This is a genomic window from Escherichia sp. MR (assembly GCF_005280595.1).
In the GTDB taxonomy this organism is placed as follows: Bacteria; Pseudomonadota; Gammaproteobacteria; order Enterobacterales; family Enterobacteriaceae; genus Escherichia; species Escherichia ruysiae.
In genome coordinates, this window is record NZ_SZVK01000068.1 from 1 (window position 1) to 15680 (window position 15680).

Consider the following 15680-nt stretch of genomic DNA (forward strand, 5'->3'; position numbering starts at 1 on the left):
GTGGAGCTGCATGACAAAGTCATCGGGCATTATCTGAACATAAAACACTATCAATAAGTTAGAGTCATTACCCAAGTTCTGATGTCGTTGCCAGCCGGTAAATTGTTCCTCGCCGCTTATCTGGGCGTGATGATTATTTTCCTCGCCTCGCATATGGATGCGGTGGCCTACACCATGGCGGCGACCAGTACGCGGAATCTTCAGGAAGGTGATGATCCAGACCGTGGGCTGCGTCTTTTCTGGTGCGTGGTAATCACCCTGATCCCGCTTTCCATCTTGTTTACCGGTGCATCGCTGGAAACCATGAAAACTACCGTCGTACTTACAGCCCTTCCCTTTCTCGCCATTTTACTGGTGAAAGTGGGCGGACTTATTCGCTGGCTGAAACAGGATTACGCCGATATTCCGGCTCATCAAATTGAACATTATCTCCCGCAGACACCGGTTGAAGCCCCGGAAAAAACGCCAGTGCTCCCTGCGGGAACCGTATTCAAAGGCGACAACTGAGCGCCATCATCCTAACGATAAAGGTATCCCTATGAGCAATCTGAGCCCTGACTTTGTACTACCCGGAAATTTTTGCGCTAACCCACAGGAAGCGTGGACCATTCCTGCCCGCTTTTATACTGATCAGAACGCCTTTGAACATGAAAAAGAGAACGTCTTCGCCAAAAGCTGGATTTGCGTCGCTCACAGTAGCGAGCTGGCGAATGCCAATGATTACGTAACGCGTGAGATCATCGGCGAAAGCATCGTGCTGGTACGCGGTCGTGATAAGGTTTTGCGCGCGTTCTATAACGTTTGCCCGCACCGTGGTCATCAGTTATTGAGCGGTGAAGGGAAAGCGAAAAATGTGATTACCTGCCCATATCACGCCTGGGCATTCAAACTCGATGGCAACCTGGCTCATGCGCGTAACTGTGAAAACGTCGCCAATTTCGATAGTGACAAAGCGCAACTGGTTCCGGTGCGTCTGGAAGAATATGCCGGATTCGTCTTCATCAATATGGATCCCAACGCCACCAGCGTAGAAGATCAGTTACCAGGCCTGGCGGCAAAAGTGCTGGAAGCCTGCCCGGAAGTCCACGATCTGAAACTGGCGGCCCGCTTTACCACCCGCACGCCTGCCAACTGGAAGAACATTGTCGATAACTATCGTGAGTGCTACCACTGTGGTCCGGCGCATCCAGGTTTCTCAGACTCCGTTCAGGTTGATCGTTACTGGCACACCATGCACGGCAACTGGACGCTGCAATACGGTTTCGCCAAACCGTCCGAACAGTCGTTTAAATTTGAAGAAGGTACAGACGCTGCGTTCCACGGTTTCTGGCTGTGGCCGTGCACTATGCTGAACGTCACGCCAATCAAAGGGATGATGACGGTCATTTATGAATTCCCGGTGGATTCTGAAACTACCCTGCAAAACTACGATATCTACTTCACCAATGAAGAGCTAACCGATGAGCAAAAATCGCTGATTGAGTGGTATCGCGATGTGTTCCGTCCGGAAGATTTACGTCTGGTTGAAAGCGTACAGAAAGGGCTGAAATCGCGTGGCTATCGTGGTCAGGGGCGCATCATGGCCGACAGTAGCGGTAGCGGTATTTCCGAACACGGTATCGCCCATTTCCATAATCTGCTGGCGCAGGTGTTTAAGGACTAATGACATCGGCGGCGGTATTTTCCGCCGCCGGGCTGATTTTTGATGGAGTACAGCAATGTCAGACTATCAAATGTTTGAAGTACAGGTGAGCCAGATTGAACCGCTTACCGAACAGGTGAAACGCTTCACGCTGGTGGCAACCGATGGCAAACCGCTGCCTGCGTTCACCGGCGGAAGTCACGTCATTGTGCAGATGAGTGATGATGATAACCAGTACAGCAATGCTTATTCACTACTAAGTTCGCCACTCGACACCTCTTGTTATCAGATTGCCGTTCGGCTGGAAGAGAACTCGCGCGGCGGTTCGCGCTTTTTGCATCAGCAGGTAAAAGCGGGCGATCGATTGACCATCTCGACACCCAATAACCTGTTTGCTCTGGTTCCCACGGCTCGAAAGCATCTGTTTATCGCAGGCGGCATTGGTATCACCCCTTTCCTGTCGCATCTGGCAGAGTTGCAACACACGGACGTCGACTGGCAGTTACATTATTGTTCGCGGAGTCCAGTAAGTTGCGCATTTCGTGATGAATTAAACCAACATCCGCAGACTGATAAGATTCATTTTCATCACTCATCGATCGGAACGCGACTCGAATTAGTGCGATTATTGGCGGATGTCGCCCCTGGCACACACATTTATACCTGTGGCCCCGAAGCTCTGAATGACGCGGTGAGAAGTGAAGCAGCGCGTCTGGGCATCTCCGCCGATACGCTGCACTTTGAGCAGTTTGCTATTGAAGACAAAACCGGCGATGCCTTTACCCTGGTGCTTGCCCGTTCCGGAAAAGAGTTTGTAGTACCAGAAGAGATGACCATTTTGCAGGTCATTGAAAATAACAAAGCGGCAAAAGTGGAATGTTTATGTCGTGAAGGGGTATGCGGAACCTGTGAAACAGCAATTCTGGAAGGTGAAGCCGATCATCGGGACCAGTATTTTAGCGATGAAGAGCGCGCCAGCCAGCAGAGTATGTTGATCTGTTGTTCGCGCGCGAAGGGTAAACGACTGGTGTTGGATCTGTAGTTTATCCGAAGCCGGATGCGGCGCTGGTTGCGCCTTGTCCGGCTTACGAACGTTTTACTGCGGATATTCCTGCAATAAATTATGTAATGCTTCCGCCATCAACTCACCACGCCAGCCGGAAATCAGCTCAGGCAAATTGTTCTGCGGTTTTAATTTCCAGTGCCAGTTCAGCAGTTGGTTGATTTGCCGACGCGATGCCAGCAATTCGGCGCTGATCTTGTGCGTTTCGCTCACGTCAGTAATCAGCGACTTAATCGCTTTAAACGCTTTACGATAACCCGGCATGTCCATCAGGTTAAGCATCGGCTGCGGTAAGGCCTCTTCCGGCAATGTCTGCGCTTTTTCCACCAGCGCCAGCAGCGTTTTACCGTGAAAGCGGATTTCGCTACCGGATAAGCCCAGGCTGTCCAGTTCGCCCAGACTCCCTGGCATATAACGCGCTACCGACCACAAGTGTTCTTCACGCACGACAAAGTTCACCGCCAGATCGCGCTCCCGCGCCTTGCGCAATCGCCAGTCGGCTAACAGTTGCAAACAAGCCAACTGGCGCGTCCGTAATTGCCAGGCATTGGTGATATCACGCCAGGCATCTTCCGGCGCAACGACTTCCTGACGACGTGTTTGCATCAGGCGACATTCATCCAGCGCCGCAGGTAGCCAGCCAGAGGCTTCGGTTTCAACCATCAGCTTTGCGGTGATCGGTAACAGATACCAGACATCCGCCGCCGCGTATTCGCACTGACGTTCGGTTAACGGTCTGGCGAGCCAGTCGGTGCGCGATTCGCTCTTGTCCAGCGTAACACCGGAATACTCTTCCACCATGGAGGCAAAACCCCATGACATCGGGCGTCCGCAGAATGCGGCGAGGATTTGCGTGTCAATCAGGGGTTGAGGTAATTCGCCAAAGACATTGAGGAATACTTCCAGATCTTCACTGCCCGCATGGAGAAATTTGGTGATGGAAGGATCGCGCAAGATTGCCTTTAGCGGTGACCAGTCGCTGATCCCAAGAGGATCGATTAGCGCCAGATGCTCGCCATCAAAAAGTTGAATCAACCCCAGTTGAGGGTAATAGGTGCGCGTACGTACAAATTCAGTATCCAGGGCTATCGCCGGAAAGGCACGGACGGCTTCACACAAAGAAGCCAGCGCATCGTCCGTGGTAATCATTTGGTAATTCAAATTGTATTCTCTTTAGTGGGCGTCAAAAAAAACGCCGGATTAACCGGCGTCTGACGACTGACTTAACGCTCAGGCTTTATTGTCCACTTTGCCGCGCGCTTCGTCACGTAATTCTCGTCGCAAAATTTTTCCGACATTAGATTTCGGTAACTCATCACGAAATTCCACCAGCTTCGGTACTTTGTAGCCCGTAAGCTGACGGCGGCAAAAGGTCACCAGTGACTCTTCAGTGAGCGACGCGTCTTTTTTCACCACAAAGATTTTCACCGCTTCACCACTGGAGCCAGAAGGTACGCCAACAGCCGCCACTTCCTGTACGCCAGGGTGCTGCATGACCACATCTTCAATCTCGTTGGGATAGACGTTAAAACCGGAAACCAGAATCATGTCTTTTTTACGATCGACAATGCGCAGGAATCCTTCTTCATCCATTACCGCAATATCGCCAGTGTGTAACCAACCGTTTTTGATGATTTCATCGGTGGCATCCGGACGCTGCCAGTAGCCCAACATCACCTGAGGACCTCTGACACAAAGTTCGCCCGGTTGCCCCGGTGGTACTTCGTTATCGTCATCATCCACCAGTTTGGCCTCCGTCGAGGGCACCGGTAATCCAATGCTACCGCTGTGATAATCAATATCATACGGGTTAACGCTCACCAGTGGCGCACACTCGGTTAAGCCATAACCTTCCAGCAGATATTGTCCGGTCAGTTTTACCCAGCGTTCTGCCACCACTTGCTGAACGGGCATCCCGCCGCCTGCGGACAAATGCAAACTGGAGAAATCCAGTTGCTGGAACTCTTTATTGTTCAGCAACGCGTTGAACAAAGTGTTAACACCGGTAATAGCGGTAAACGGATATTTCGCTAACTCTTTCACCAGCCCCGGAATATCGCGTGGGTTGGTTATTAATAAGTTCTGCCCGCCCAGTTCAATAAACAGCAGACAGTTAATGGTTAGTGCAAAGATGTGATACAGCGGCAGCGCCGTTACCACCAGCTCTTTACCCGGATGCAGCAGCGGCCCATAGGTCGCGTTAACCTGTTCCAGATTCGCCAGCATATTGCGGTGAGTCAGCATCGCGCCTTTCGCCACACCTGTGGTGCCACCGGTGTATTGCAGGAAAGCTAAATCTTCCGGCACCAGTTCGGGTTTAACGTACTGCATCCGGTAGCCGTTATGCAGGGCGCTACGAAATGAAATGGCATCTGGCAGATGGTATTTCGGCACCAGACGTTTGATGTATTTAACAACGAAGTTAACTACCGTGCCTTTTGCCGTGGAAAGCTGATCGCCCATACGAGTCAGAATAACGTGCTGGACGGCGGTTTTATCGACCACTTTTTCCAGGGTATGGGCAAAGTTAGACACAATGACAATCGCCGATGCACCGCTGTCGTTGAGCTGATGCTCAAGTTCGCGTGGGGTATACAACGGGTTAACGTTTACGACGATCATCCCGGCACGCAAAATACCAAACAGCGCCACCGGATATTGCAATAAGTTAGGCATCATCAGCGCAACGCGATCGCCCTTCTTCAGCCCCAGCCCTTGTTGCAAATAAGCGGCAAACGCGCGACTGCGTTCTTCCAGTTTGCGGAAGGTCATCACCTCCCCCATATTCACAAACGCTGGCTTGTCGGCGTAGCGCGCGACCGACTGCTCAAACATATCCACCAGAGATTGATAACGGTCAGGGTTGATCTCCGTCGGAACATCGGCGGGATAACGGTTAAGCCAAACCTTCTTCAATTCTTCACCTCTAAAATGCGTGTTCGTCGTCATCGCAACCCCAAGTAATATACATGCCGTTAACATAATATTAACTCATCATACCAGCTTGATAATTACCCAACGAAAAGGTTGCGAGGCGCGTCACTATTTATTTTTATCGTTACTGTAAGAATGCAGAAACAGCGGACCAGCCGCTGTTTCTTTTTCTTTAAAAACAAGCAATTATTCAGTTACAACTGTTTGTACTCTCGCGGGGCCAGGATTATACCAGCCCCATCCGCCGTAGCCATAGGGCCAGCCACGACCGCCATAAAACCACGGATCAATCGGCTGAGGCGGCATAATCACCTGCTGGGTTAAATGCCAACGTTTATAACCCGTTACCTGCATCACCATAAATTTATAGGGCGTGTTGCCGATTTTGCCGTCAACCGTACCGGTGATTGGCCCAACAACTGTGACCAGTTGTCCACGGAAATCCACCGGGTCCAGAAAACCGTTCACATCTGCATAAATGCGACCGCGAGAAGGTTCTCCCAGCGTCGGCCTGGCTCCGCTGTCCAGCGGTACGGTAGCAATTTCCAGGCGGGTTTTCCCTTGCTGGTTTTGTACCGCGACCACTTTGCCACCAAAACGCGCCTCCTGACCAACGTACAGCTGCGGCGCACTCATCACCCGAACTAAATCTTGTTGCGGCGTGGGACTGCTGCCTTTAATGGCGTCCGGCACAGTGACACAACCGCTCAGCATTAGCGCAAACGTACCTGCCAGTATGCCTTTGATAACATTCTTTTGAACCGCCATGATGCGACTCCTTTTTTTCTCAGGGCATACTCTTAAGATTCATTCTTTGCCCGGAAGTTTCTTCCAGGCGACGTTGTTACGTAAATAAACCGGCTCGGCATGTTCCACCGCTACCGTTTTACCCTCGGTAAACATCTGGCAGGCAATCGGCAGCATATCTTCTGCGGCGGGCAGTAACACTTCGCCATCGCGCAAAACCAGCCCGCTATCTTTACCGAGATCCGGCCAGGCTTGCCAGCCCGTTCCCACCGTCACCCATTCTCCGGAAAGCTGCTGCATCCGCTCATGAACGAGTTCTGGTTTGAGTACGGCTTCGGTTTCTTCACCGTGCCAGACACCGTTTTCATCACGCTGATATTCGGCCCAGTAAACTTCGCCCATTCGCGCATCAATGGCTGCCAGCACGCGGGTTGCGCCGTTTTTGCGCCACGCCCCTTGCGCCATCGTCATTAGCGTGGAGACGCCAATCATCGGCAGCTCCGCGCCAAGCGCCAGCCCTTGCGCAATGCCAATACCGATGCGCACGCCGGTAAAGCTACCAGGGCCACGTCCGTAAGCCAGAGCGTTTATGTCAGTCAGGGAAGTTCCGCTGGTGGTCAGGATATCCTGCACCATCGGTAAGATTCGTTGAGTATGTTCACGAGGGCAAAGCTCAAAATGAGCGTTGACAGTACCGTCGTTCCACAGGGCGACAGAGCAGGCCTCTGTCGCGGTATCGATAGCCAGAATTCGCATGGGTCTTCGTGCTTAGATCAATAAAAAGGCGCGCATCATACCATACTCAATAACAAATTACCTGGAGGATGGTATCGCAAGGAAACGAACCGCACGGGCAATGTCACGGGTACGCGGTGCGGGCGGGAGGCTGGCGAGGAACGTCGCACCGTAAGGGCGCATCACCAGCCGATTGTCACAAATCACCAGCACACCGCGATCGTCGGCGTCGCGAATCAGTCGCCCTACGCCCTGTTTAAGAGTAATCACCGCATCCGGTAGCTGCACTTCATCGAACGGGTCTCCGCCACGCAAACGGCAATCTTCCATGCGCGCTTTTAACAGCGGGTCATCTGGCGAGGTAAACGGCAACTTGTCGATAATCACCAGCGACAGCGTATCGCCGCGCACGTCCACCCCTTCCCAGAAACTGCTGGTCGCCACAAGAAGCGCGTTACCGGCGCTGACAAATTGCTGCAACAGTTGTCCTTTGCTGGTTTCCCCCTGCAACAAAACGGGAAGCGTCATGGTAGCGCGGAACTGCTCGGCCAGATCGCGCATCATGGCGTGCGAGGTACAAAGCATAAAGCAACGACCGTTGTTAGCTTCGATGATCGGTCGCAGCATTGCCGCCAGTTGCCGTGCACAACCCGGTTGATTGGTTTGCGGCAGGTTGCGCGGCACACAGAGTAACGCCTGGCGGCTGTAATCAAACGGGCTTGGCAATAGCAACGACTCCGCCTGTTCTATCCCAAGCCGCGAGGTGAAATGATGCAGATCGTCGTTCACCGACAGCGTTGCTGAGGTGAAGATCCAGCTACCGGGCTTTTGCGCCATTAACTCTTTGAATTTATCCGCCACGCTGAGCGGCGTCAGTGCCAGAGTAAAATGGCGCGATGTGCATTCGTACCAGTAGCTGTAGCCCGGCTGATTGATCTCTTTTAGCCGTTTCAGTCGTGTGCGATATAACGTGGCGCGCTCAAATGCCGCATCCAACAACGCGGAACGCCCCAGCGACAATTTCGCCACGTCGTAACAGAGTTCAAGGGTGTCATCGAGCAGTAAAAACGCCCGTTGAATTTGCGGATTGGCCAACAGTTCGCGCAGGTTTCCGCGATAACCTGGCTCGCCTAATTGCAGACGAAAATCCTGCGCACTCTGGGCAAGACGGTCAGCGCACTTTTGTAACTGCTGGGTGTCTTTTAATTCGGTGCGGTAGGCGATAGTGATGTCTTTTGCCAGGTCGAGCAGTTGTCGACTGGAGAGTGATTGCCCAAAATACTGGCTGGCAATGTCCGGCAACTGGTGGGCTTCGTCGAAGATCATGACGTCTGCTTCCGGGATCAGTTCGCCAAAACCACTCTCTTTCACCACCATATCCGCCAGAAAAAGATGATGGTTTACCACCACCACATCGGCATCCATCGCTTTTTTGCGTGCTTTGACCACAAAGCAATCTTTATACATCGGGCAGTCACTGCCTAGGCAGTTGTCGTTGGTGCTGGTGACCAACGGCCATGCCTGTGAATCTTCCGCGACACTGACGCAGGTGCTGATATCGCCATCGACTGTTTGATTGGACCAGGAGCGCAGCAGGATCACATCGCTTAAAATTTGTACCGGCAGATCGCCGCCCGCCAGCGCCTGCTGTTCGAGACGTTCGAGGCAGAGATAGTTTGAGCGCCCTTTCAGCAGCGCCACGTTGCCCGTGTATTTCAATGCCTTTGAGACCGTTGGCAAATCACGGCTGTAGAGCTGATCCTGCAACGCTTTTGAGCCGGTCGAGATAATGACTTTCTTTTTTGCCCGCAGCGCAGGGGCAAGGTAAGCGTAGGTTTTGCCCGTGCCGGTTCCCGCTTCCACCACCAGCGGCTGGCTTTTTCCTATCGCCCCAGCGACGGCTACCGCCATCTGTCGCTGTGGTTCACGCGGCTTAAAGCCAGGTATCGCTTTCGCCAGTTGACCGTCTGGTGCAAAATCGTCCGTCACACTACCCCCTGTTGATTTGAACAGGGATTATGTCAGGCCAGGTTGCTTTTCGCCAGCTGAAGTAGTGACGGCGACCTTACATTGTGGCAGTCTTTGCAGCACAAAAATGGAAGGATAATGAGGACAAAATGATGACTATCGTTCGTATTGACGCCGAAGCCCGCTGGTCTGATGTGGTGATCCACAACAACACGCTCTACTACACCGGTGTACCGGAAAACCTCGACGCCGATGCCTTTGAGCAAACCGCCAACACGCTGGCGCAGATTGACGCCGTGCTGGAAAAACAGGGCAGCAATAAGTCGAGTATTCTGGATGCCACGATTTTCCTGGCCGATAAAAACGACTTCGCTGCAATGAATAAAGCCTGGGACGCCTGGGTTGTCGCGGGTCATGCGCCGGTGCGCTGCACGGTACAAGCGGGTTTGATGAACCCGAAGTATAAAGTTGAAATTAAAATTATTGCGGCGGTTTAATTCCGGAAGATAATTATATCAAGGCAAAAATCACACGATAATTTATCGAGAAACTGGTCGATCGTGAACAAATCGGCCAGTGCTTAAGGTCTTACTTTAAATGGGTAGTACCCTGGATGATAATTTATTTTTATGATTCCTGCTGCATTTATACAAAAATGATATTAATCGCAAAAATCAAACCATTATGTTAATCACTTGATTAACTTACGCTGCTTTTCTTTCTTGCCCTTCCTTGCCTGAACAACTTGGCTGCGGTACTACGATTTGCTGTTAATTTTCGGCACATCACTAGATAACCCGCCATGACCTGCTACCTTTAAAATACCTGAATGTCAACAGGTTAACTAATGAGATATCGTTATAATCCTTTTGATATTAGGCGCAATTTAATGTCATATATAGCCTTATCGATCACGTGGTTAATTTAAGGACAAGAATATGCCTGCTGTAATAGATAAAGCCCTGGATTTTATTGGTGCCATGGATATATCAACACCAACCCCCAGCTCTATGAATGAAAGTACGGCGAAGGGAATATTTAAATATTTGAAAGAACTGGGAGTACCCGCGAGTACCGCCGATATTACTGCGCGAGCCGAACAGGAAGGCTGGAATCCTGGATTCACGGAAAAAATGGTGGGATGGGCAAAAAAAATGGAATCTGGCGAACGCGTGGTGATTAAAAATCCAGAATACTTCTCGTCCTATATGCAGGAAGAGCTTAAAGCACTGGTATAAGTTAAATCTCTACCAGCCCAAATGAGCCAGGACGCTTTTTTATCACATAAAAGCGTCCTTTTTTTCTAACCATCAAAAACACTACTTAATTCATTCAACCAGTACAGCCCCTCAATTTTCTGGTTCAAACGCTACGGGCCAAAGGGTTCGCTTGTCATAATGCGCCCTGTTGAAACTAACATTGTATTACTCGTCTTCATCCTCAAAACGCGCCACAATCCGCTCGCCGGAATGGTTGGCGCGTAACTCTTCAGCTACCAGTGCGATTGCCTGACCGCTGCTCATCCCCTGTGCCATCAGTTCCTGAATACGCTCAACGGCTTTTTGCTGCTGTTCATGGGTGAGTGAAGGTAAACCTGCAAACATTGTTAACTCCTGCTAAATTGTTGGCGCTAATTATTTCATGCTACCCGGCACATAGCCAGTAGAGTCAGGACTGATGAAGACGTTATCTCCCGCTGTGATTACTTTACCCTGGCGTCAGGACGCCGCTGAATTTTATTTTTCCCGCTTAAGCCACCTGCCATGGGCGATGCTTTTGCACTCTGGCTATGCCGAGCATCCGTATAGCCGCTTTGATATTGTGGTGGCAGACCCGATTTGCACCTTAACAACTTACGGCAGTGAAACTGTTTTGTGTAAAGGCGAAACCCGCACAACAACCGCTGACGATCCGTTAACAGTACTCCAGCAGGCGCTGGAGCGTGCAAACATTCACCCGTCGCATAACGATGATTTGCCATTTCAGGGTGGCGCGCTGGGTTTATTTGGTTACGATCTGGGTCGCCGTTTTGAGTCACTGCCAGAAGTGGCGCAGAGAGATATCGACCTGCCTGATATGGCGGTAGGTATTTACGACTGGGCACTGATTGTCGACCACCAGCGCCAGACTGTTTCTTTGCTGAGTCATGATGATGTCAATGCCCGTCTGGCCTGGCTGGAAAACCAGCAAATCACACCGCAGGGTGATTTTGCGCTAACCTCAGCCTGGCAATCTAATATGAGCCGCGAACAGTATGGCGAAAAATTTCGTCAGGTGCAGGAATATTTGCACAGTGGCGACTGTTACCAGGTGAATCTCGCCCAGCGTTTTCAGGCTACCTATTGCGGTGATGAATGGCAGGCATTCGTTCAGCTTAATCAGGCCAATCACGCGCCGTTTAGTGCATTCCTGCGTCTGGAACAAGGCACAATTTTAAGCCTCTCGCCAGAGCGTTTTATTCTTTGTGATGACGGTGAGATCCAGACCCGTCCAATTAAAGGCACACTGCCACGTCTGCCCGCTCCTCTGGAAGATAGCAAACAGGCAGAAAAACTGGCGAACTCGCCAAAAGATCGCGCTGAAAACCTGATGATTGTTGATTTAATGCGTAATGATATTGGTCGCGTTGCGGTGCCTGGTTCAGTAAAAGTGCCGGAACTGTTTGTGGTGGAACCTTTTCCCGCTGTGCACCACCTGGTGAGCACCATTACAGCTCAACTACCCGAACAACTTCATGCCAGCGATCTGCTGCGCGCGGCTTTTCCTGGTGGCTCAATCACCGGGGCACCGAAAGTTCGGGCAATGGAAATTATCGATGAACTGGAACCGCAGCGACGCAACGCCTGGTGCGGAAGCATTGGCTATTTGAGCTTCTGTGGCAATATGGATACCAGCATCACTATCCGCACGCTGACTGCCATTAACGGTCAAATTTACTGTTCTGCGGGCGGCGGTATTGTCGCCGATAGTCAGGAAGAAGCGGAATATCAGGAAACTTTTGATAAAGTTAATAGGATATTACGCCAACTGGAGAAGTAAGACGTGGACTACCGTAGCCTGACGCTTGATGATTTTTTATCGCGCTTTCAACTTTTACGCCCGCAAATAAACCGGGAAACCTTAAATCATCGTCAGGCTGCCGTATTAATCCCTATCGTTCGCCGATCGCAGCCGGGGTTATTGCTCACTCAACGTTCTATTCATCTGCGCAAACACGCCGGACAGGTGGCGTTTCCTGGTGGTGCAGTAGATGACACTGATTCGTCAGTTATTGCCGCTGCGTTGCGCGAAGCCGAAGAAGAGGTTGCTATCCCCCCTTCCGCCGTCGAAGTTATCGGCGTGCTGCCGCCCGTCGATAGCGTAACGGGCTACCAGGTAACGCCAGTGGTTGGCATTATCCCGCCTGATTTACCTTATCGTGCCAGTGAAGATGAAGTTTCCGCAGTGTTTGAAATGCCGCTCGCCCAGGCATTACATCTGGGTCGTTATCACCCGTTAGATATCTACCGCCGTGGTGATTCACATCGGGTATGGCTTTCCTGGTACGAACAGTATTTTGTATGGGGAATGACCGCAGGCATAATTCGTGAGCTGGCGCTGCAAATTGGTGTGAAATCCTGACTATACTTATCTTTACATCTACAAAACACTACTTGAGACAATCATCGCAATATTAGTTAAATCGCGGTTTTTGATTAGTTTAATTCATGTGAATAGTTAAGCCTGTCGCCGCGTTCCCTCTTACACTATGCGTTGTTATTAGTTCGTTACTGGATGTCCAGTCACCTTGTCAGGAGTATTATCGTGATTAGTCTATTCGACATGTTTAAGGTGGGGATTGGTCCCTCATCTTCCCATACCGTAGGGCCTATGAAGGCAGGTAAACAGTTCGTCGATGATCTGGTCGAAAAAGGCTTACTGGATAGCGTTACCCGCGTTGCCGTGGACGTTTATGGTTCACTGTCGCTGACGGGTAAAGGCCACCATACCGATATCGCCATTATTATGGGTCTTGCAGGTAACGAACCTGCCACCGTGGATATCGACAGTATTCCCGGTTTTATTCGCGACGTAGAAGAGCGCGAACGCCTGCTGCTGGCGCAGGGACGGCATGAAGTGGATTTTCCGCGTGACAACGGTATGCGTTTTCATAACGGCAACCTGCCGTTGCATGAAAACGGTATGCAAATCCATGCTTATAACGGTGATGAAGTCGTCTACAGCAAAACTTATTATTCCATCGGCGGCGGCTTTATCGTCGATGAAGAACATTTTGGTCAGGATGCCGCAAACGACGTGAGCGTGCCGTATCCGTTCAAATCCGCCACTGAGCTGCTGGCGTACTGTAATGAAACTGGCTATTCCCTTTCCGGTCTGGCAATGCAAAACGAACTGGCGCTGCACAGCAAAAAAGAGATCGATGAATATTTTGCTCATGTCTGGCAAACCATGCAGGCATGTATCGATCGCGGAATGAATACCGAAGGCGTATTGCCTGGCCCGCTGCGTGTTCCACGCCGTGCGTCTGCCCTGCGCCGGATGCTGGTTTCCAGCGATAAACTGTCTAACGATCCGATGAATGTCATCGACTGGGTAAATATGTTTGCGCTGGCGGTAAACGAAGAAAACGCCGCCGGTGGTCGCGTGGTAACTGCACCAACCAACGGAGCCTGCGGCATCGTTCCGGCAGTGCTGGCTTACTATGACCACTTTATTGAATCGGTCAGCCCGGACATCTATACCCGTTACTTTATGGCGGCCGGGGCAATTGGCGCATTATATAAAATGAATGCCTCTATTTCCGGTGCTGAAGTGGGTTGTCAGGGCGAAGTGGGTGTTGCCTGTTCAATGGCTGCTGCGGGTCTTGCAGAACTGTTGGGCGGTAGCCCGGAACAGGTTTGTGTGGCGGCGGAAATTGGCATGGAACACAACCTTGGTCTAACTTGTGACCCGGTTGCAGGTCAGGTTCAGGTGCCGTGCATTGAACGTAACGCCATTGCCTCTGTGAAAGCAATCAATGCCGCACGCATGGCCTTACGCCGCACCAGTGCACCGCGCGTCTCGCTGGATAAGGTCATCGAGACAATGTACGAAACAGGTAAGGACATGAACGCCAAATACCGTGAAACCTCTCGCGGAGGTCTGGCAATTAAAGTCCAGTGTGACTAATACTTTTCTTTCGCCCATCTGCAACGGATGGGCGAATTTCTCTCGCTTTCTCGTCTGCTGTAAATTTCCCCACTACACTTCCACTGTTGCGTCAGGCGTTTGTTGCCATGCGCTTACAGGGCGGCCCGCATGCAAAAAGCACAACGGATCATTAAAACCTATCGCCGTAATCGAATGATTGTTTGTACAATTTGCGCACTTTTTACGCTTGTAGCGACACTAAGCGTGCGGTTTATTTCACAGCGTAACTTAAATCAACAGCGGGTGATCCTCTTCGCCAATCACGCTGTTGAAGAGCTGGATAAAGTCTTGCAGCCCCTTCAGGAAGGACGCGAGCTTTTACTTCCGTTGATTGGCCTCCCCTGCTCAGCCGCTCATTTGCCTCTACGCAAGCAGGCCGCAAAACTGCAAACCGTGCGTTCTATTGGTCTGGTTCAAAACGGTACGCTCTATTGCTCCAGTATTTTTGGCTATCGAAATGTCCCTGTTTATGATATTCAAACCGATTTGCCTGCCCCACGGCCTCTTCTGCGTCTTTCCACCGATCGCGTGTTGATTAAAGGTAGTCCAGTGCTGATCCAGTGGTATCCCTTGTCATCACATAGCGGTGATGGCGTTCTGGAGATGATCAACATTGGGTTATTGACGACGATGTTACTGGAGCCGCAGTTGCCGCAAATTAGAAACGCCAGCCTGACGGTGGCCGATCGCCATTTACTCTATGATGACGGTCTGGTTGATTCTTTACCTCCGCTTAATGGCAATGAACGTTACCAGGTTTCATCGCAAAATTTTCCTTTTACCATTAGCGTCAGCGGACCTGGTGCGACGCAACTGGCGTTGCATCATCTTCCCAGTCAGCTCCCGCTGGCTGTACTGTTGAGTTTACTGGTGGGTTATGTTGCATGGCTTGCAACCGCACACAGAATGAGTTTTTCGCGCGAAATTAATCTTGGCCTTACGCAACATGAGTTCGAGCTATTCTGTCAACCTTTACTAAACGCACGTAGTCAGCAATGTATTGGCGTAGAGATATTGCTGCGCTGGAATAACCCACGTCAGGGTTGGATCTCGCCGGATGTGTTTATCCCTATTGCGGAAGAACATCACCTGATAGTGCCGCTTACCCGTTATGTGATGATGGAAACCATCCGTCAAATCCACGTTTTTCCAATAAGCAACCAGTTTCACATTGGGATTAACGTCGCCCCCAGCCATTTTCGCCGTGGCGTGCTGTTGAAAGATCTTAATCAGTACTGGTTCAGTGCTCACCCGATTCAGCAACTCATCCTTGAAATAACCGAGCGCGATGCCTTACTGGATGTTGATTATCGGATTGCCCGCGAAGGTGATGCTGCCAACTTACTGATTTAGTGTATGATGGTGTTTTTGAGGTGCTCCAGTGGCTTCTGTTTCTATCAG

14 protein-coding genes and 2 pseudogenes are annotated in these 15680 nt (G+C 51.0%); 10 read left to right on the top strand and 6 right to left on the bottom strand.

Features of this window, described 5'->3' with window-relative positions; all coding sequences use genetic code 11:
- The 4 genes and pseudogenes from FC814_RS23675 (at window position 1) to yeaX (ending at window position 2684) form a co-directional block, all read left to right on the top strand.
- Window positions 1–57 (top strand): IS1 family transposase, encoded by a 57-nt coding sequence (locus tag FC814_RS23675; RefSeq protein ID WP_003032489.1) that lies wholly within the window; start codon window positions 1–3, stop codon window positions 55–57.
- A gap of 15 nt (window positions 58–72) precedes the next feature.
- Window positions 73–507 (top strand): annotated as a pseudogene (gene yeaV / locus FC814_RS20345) (BCCT family transporter YeaV); the annotation flags it as partial.
- 31 nt (window positions 508–538) lie between these two features.
- The gene (yeaW, locus tag FC814_RS20350; RefSeq protein WP_137326384.1) at window positions 539–1663 is read left to right on the top strand and encodes a carnitine monooxygenase, oxygenase subunit YeaW; all 1125 of its coding nucleotides are present in this window, start codon (window positions 539–541) and stop codon (window positions 1661–1663) included.
- 55 nt (window positions 1664–1718) lie between these two features.
- On the top strand, window positions 1719–2684 hold the full coding sequence (gene yeaX, locus FC814_RS20355; protein ID WP_137326385.1) for a carnitine monooxygenase reductase subunit YeaX: 966 nt from the start codon (window positions 1719–1721) through the stop codon (window positions 2682–2684).
- Window positions 2685–2738: 54 nt separating this feature from the next.
- On the opposite strand, the gene rnd is transcribed toward yeaX, so the two are convergent.
- The 5 genes from rnd to FC814_RS20380 form a co-directional block, all read right to left on the bottom strand.
- Entirely contained in the window at window positions 2739–3854 is a 1116-nt protein-coding gene (gene rnd / locus FC814_RS20360; RefSeq protein WP_024212378.1) for a ribonuclease D, read from the bottom strand.
- Window positions 3855–3935: 81 nt separating this feature from the next.
- Window positions 3936–5621 carry a long-chain-fatty-acid--CoA ligase FadD gene (gene fadD / locus FC814_RS20365; protein ID WP_010345823.1) on the bottom strand — a complete coding sequence of 562 codons (1686 nt, stop codon included), beginning with the start codon at window positions 5619–5621 and terminating at the stop codon, window positions 3936–3938.
- 204 nt (window positions 5622–5825) lie between these two features.
- Window positions 5826–6407: a Slp family lipoprotein YeaY gene (gene yeaY, locus FC814_RS20370; protein WP_000290579.1), complete on the bottom strand. Its 582-nt coding sequence runs from the start codon at window positions 6405–6407 to the stop codon at window positions 5826–5828.
- 39 nt (window positions 6408–6446) lie between these two features.
- The gene (tsaB, locus tag FC814_RS20375; RefSeq protein ID WP_001220989.1) at window positions 6447–7142 is read right to left on the bottom strand and encodes a tRNA (adenosine(37)-N6)-threonylcarbamoyltransferase complex dimerization subunit type 1 TsaB; all 696 of its coding nucleotides are present in this window, start codon (window positions 7140–7142) and stop codon (window positions 6447–6449) included.
- A gap of 57 nt (window positions 7143–7199) precedes the next feature.
- Window positions 7200–9110, bottom strand: a complete 1911-nt coding sequence (locus tag FC814_RS20380) for an ATP-dependent DNA helicase (RefSeq protein WP_137326386.1) — start codon at window positions 9108–9110, stop codon at window positions 7200–7202.
- Window positions 9111–9241: 131 nt separating this feature from the next.
- On the opposite strand from FC814_RS20380, the gene FC814_RS20385 reads away from it, so the two are divergent.
- Window positions 9242–9586: a RidA family protein gene (locus tag FC814_RS20385; protein WP_024165131.1), complete on the top strand. Its 345-nt coding sequence runs from the start codon at window positions 9242–9244 to the stop codon at window positions 9584–9586.
- Between the two features lie 441 nt (window positions 9587–10027).
- A complete protein-coding gene (locus FC814_RS20390) occupies window positions 10028–10327 on the top strand; it encodes a DUF1889 family protein (protein ID WP_001111983.1) in 300 nt (99 codons plus the stop codon).
- A 186-nt stretch (window positions 10328–10513) separates the two neighbouring features.
- Here the strand turns inward: FC814_RS20390 and FC814_RS20395 are convergent, their stop codons facing one another.
- Window positions 10514–10693, bottom strand: coding sequence for a YoaH family protein (locus FC814_RS20395; RefSeq protein WP_000457334.1), 180 nt, complete (start codon window positions 10691–10693; stop codon window positions 10514–10516).
- A gap of 73 nt (window positions 10694–10766) precedes the next feature.
- Here FC814_RS20395 and pabB point away from each other — a divergent pair, with 73 nt between their 5' ends.
- The 4 genes and pseudogenes from pabB to FC814_RS20415 form a co-directional block, all read left to right on the top strand.
- Window positions 10767–12128: an aminodeoxychorismate synthase component 1 gene (gene pabB, locus FC814_RS20400; protein ID WP_085460645.1), complete on the top strand. Its 1362-nt coding sequence runs from the start codon at window positions 10767–10769 to the stop codon at window positions 12126–12128.
- Between the two features lie 3 nt (window positions 12129–12131).
- Window positions 12132–12710, top strand: a complete 579-nt coding sequence (locus FC814_RS20405; RefSeq protein WP_032225358.1) for a CoA pyrophosphatase — start codon at window positions 12132–12134, stop codon at window positions 12708–12710.
- 183 nt (window positions 12711–12893) lie between these two features.
- Window positions 12894–14258, top strand: coding sequence for an L-serine ammonia-lyase (gene sdaA / locus FC814_RS20410; protein ID WP_000624293.1), 1365 nt, complete (start codon window positions 12894–12896; stop codon window positions 14256–14258).
- 129 nt (window positions 14259–14387) lie between these two features.
- A pseudogene (locus FC814_RS20415) lies at window positions 14388–15605 on the top strand (CSS-motif domain-containing protein); the annotation flags it as partial.
- Between the last annotated feature and the right edge of the window lie 75 nt (window positions 15606–15680).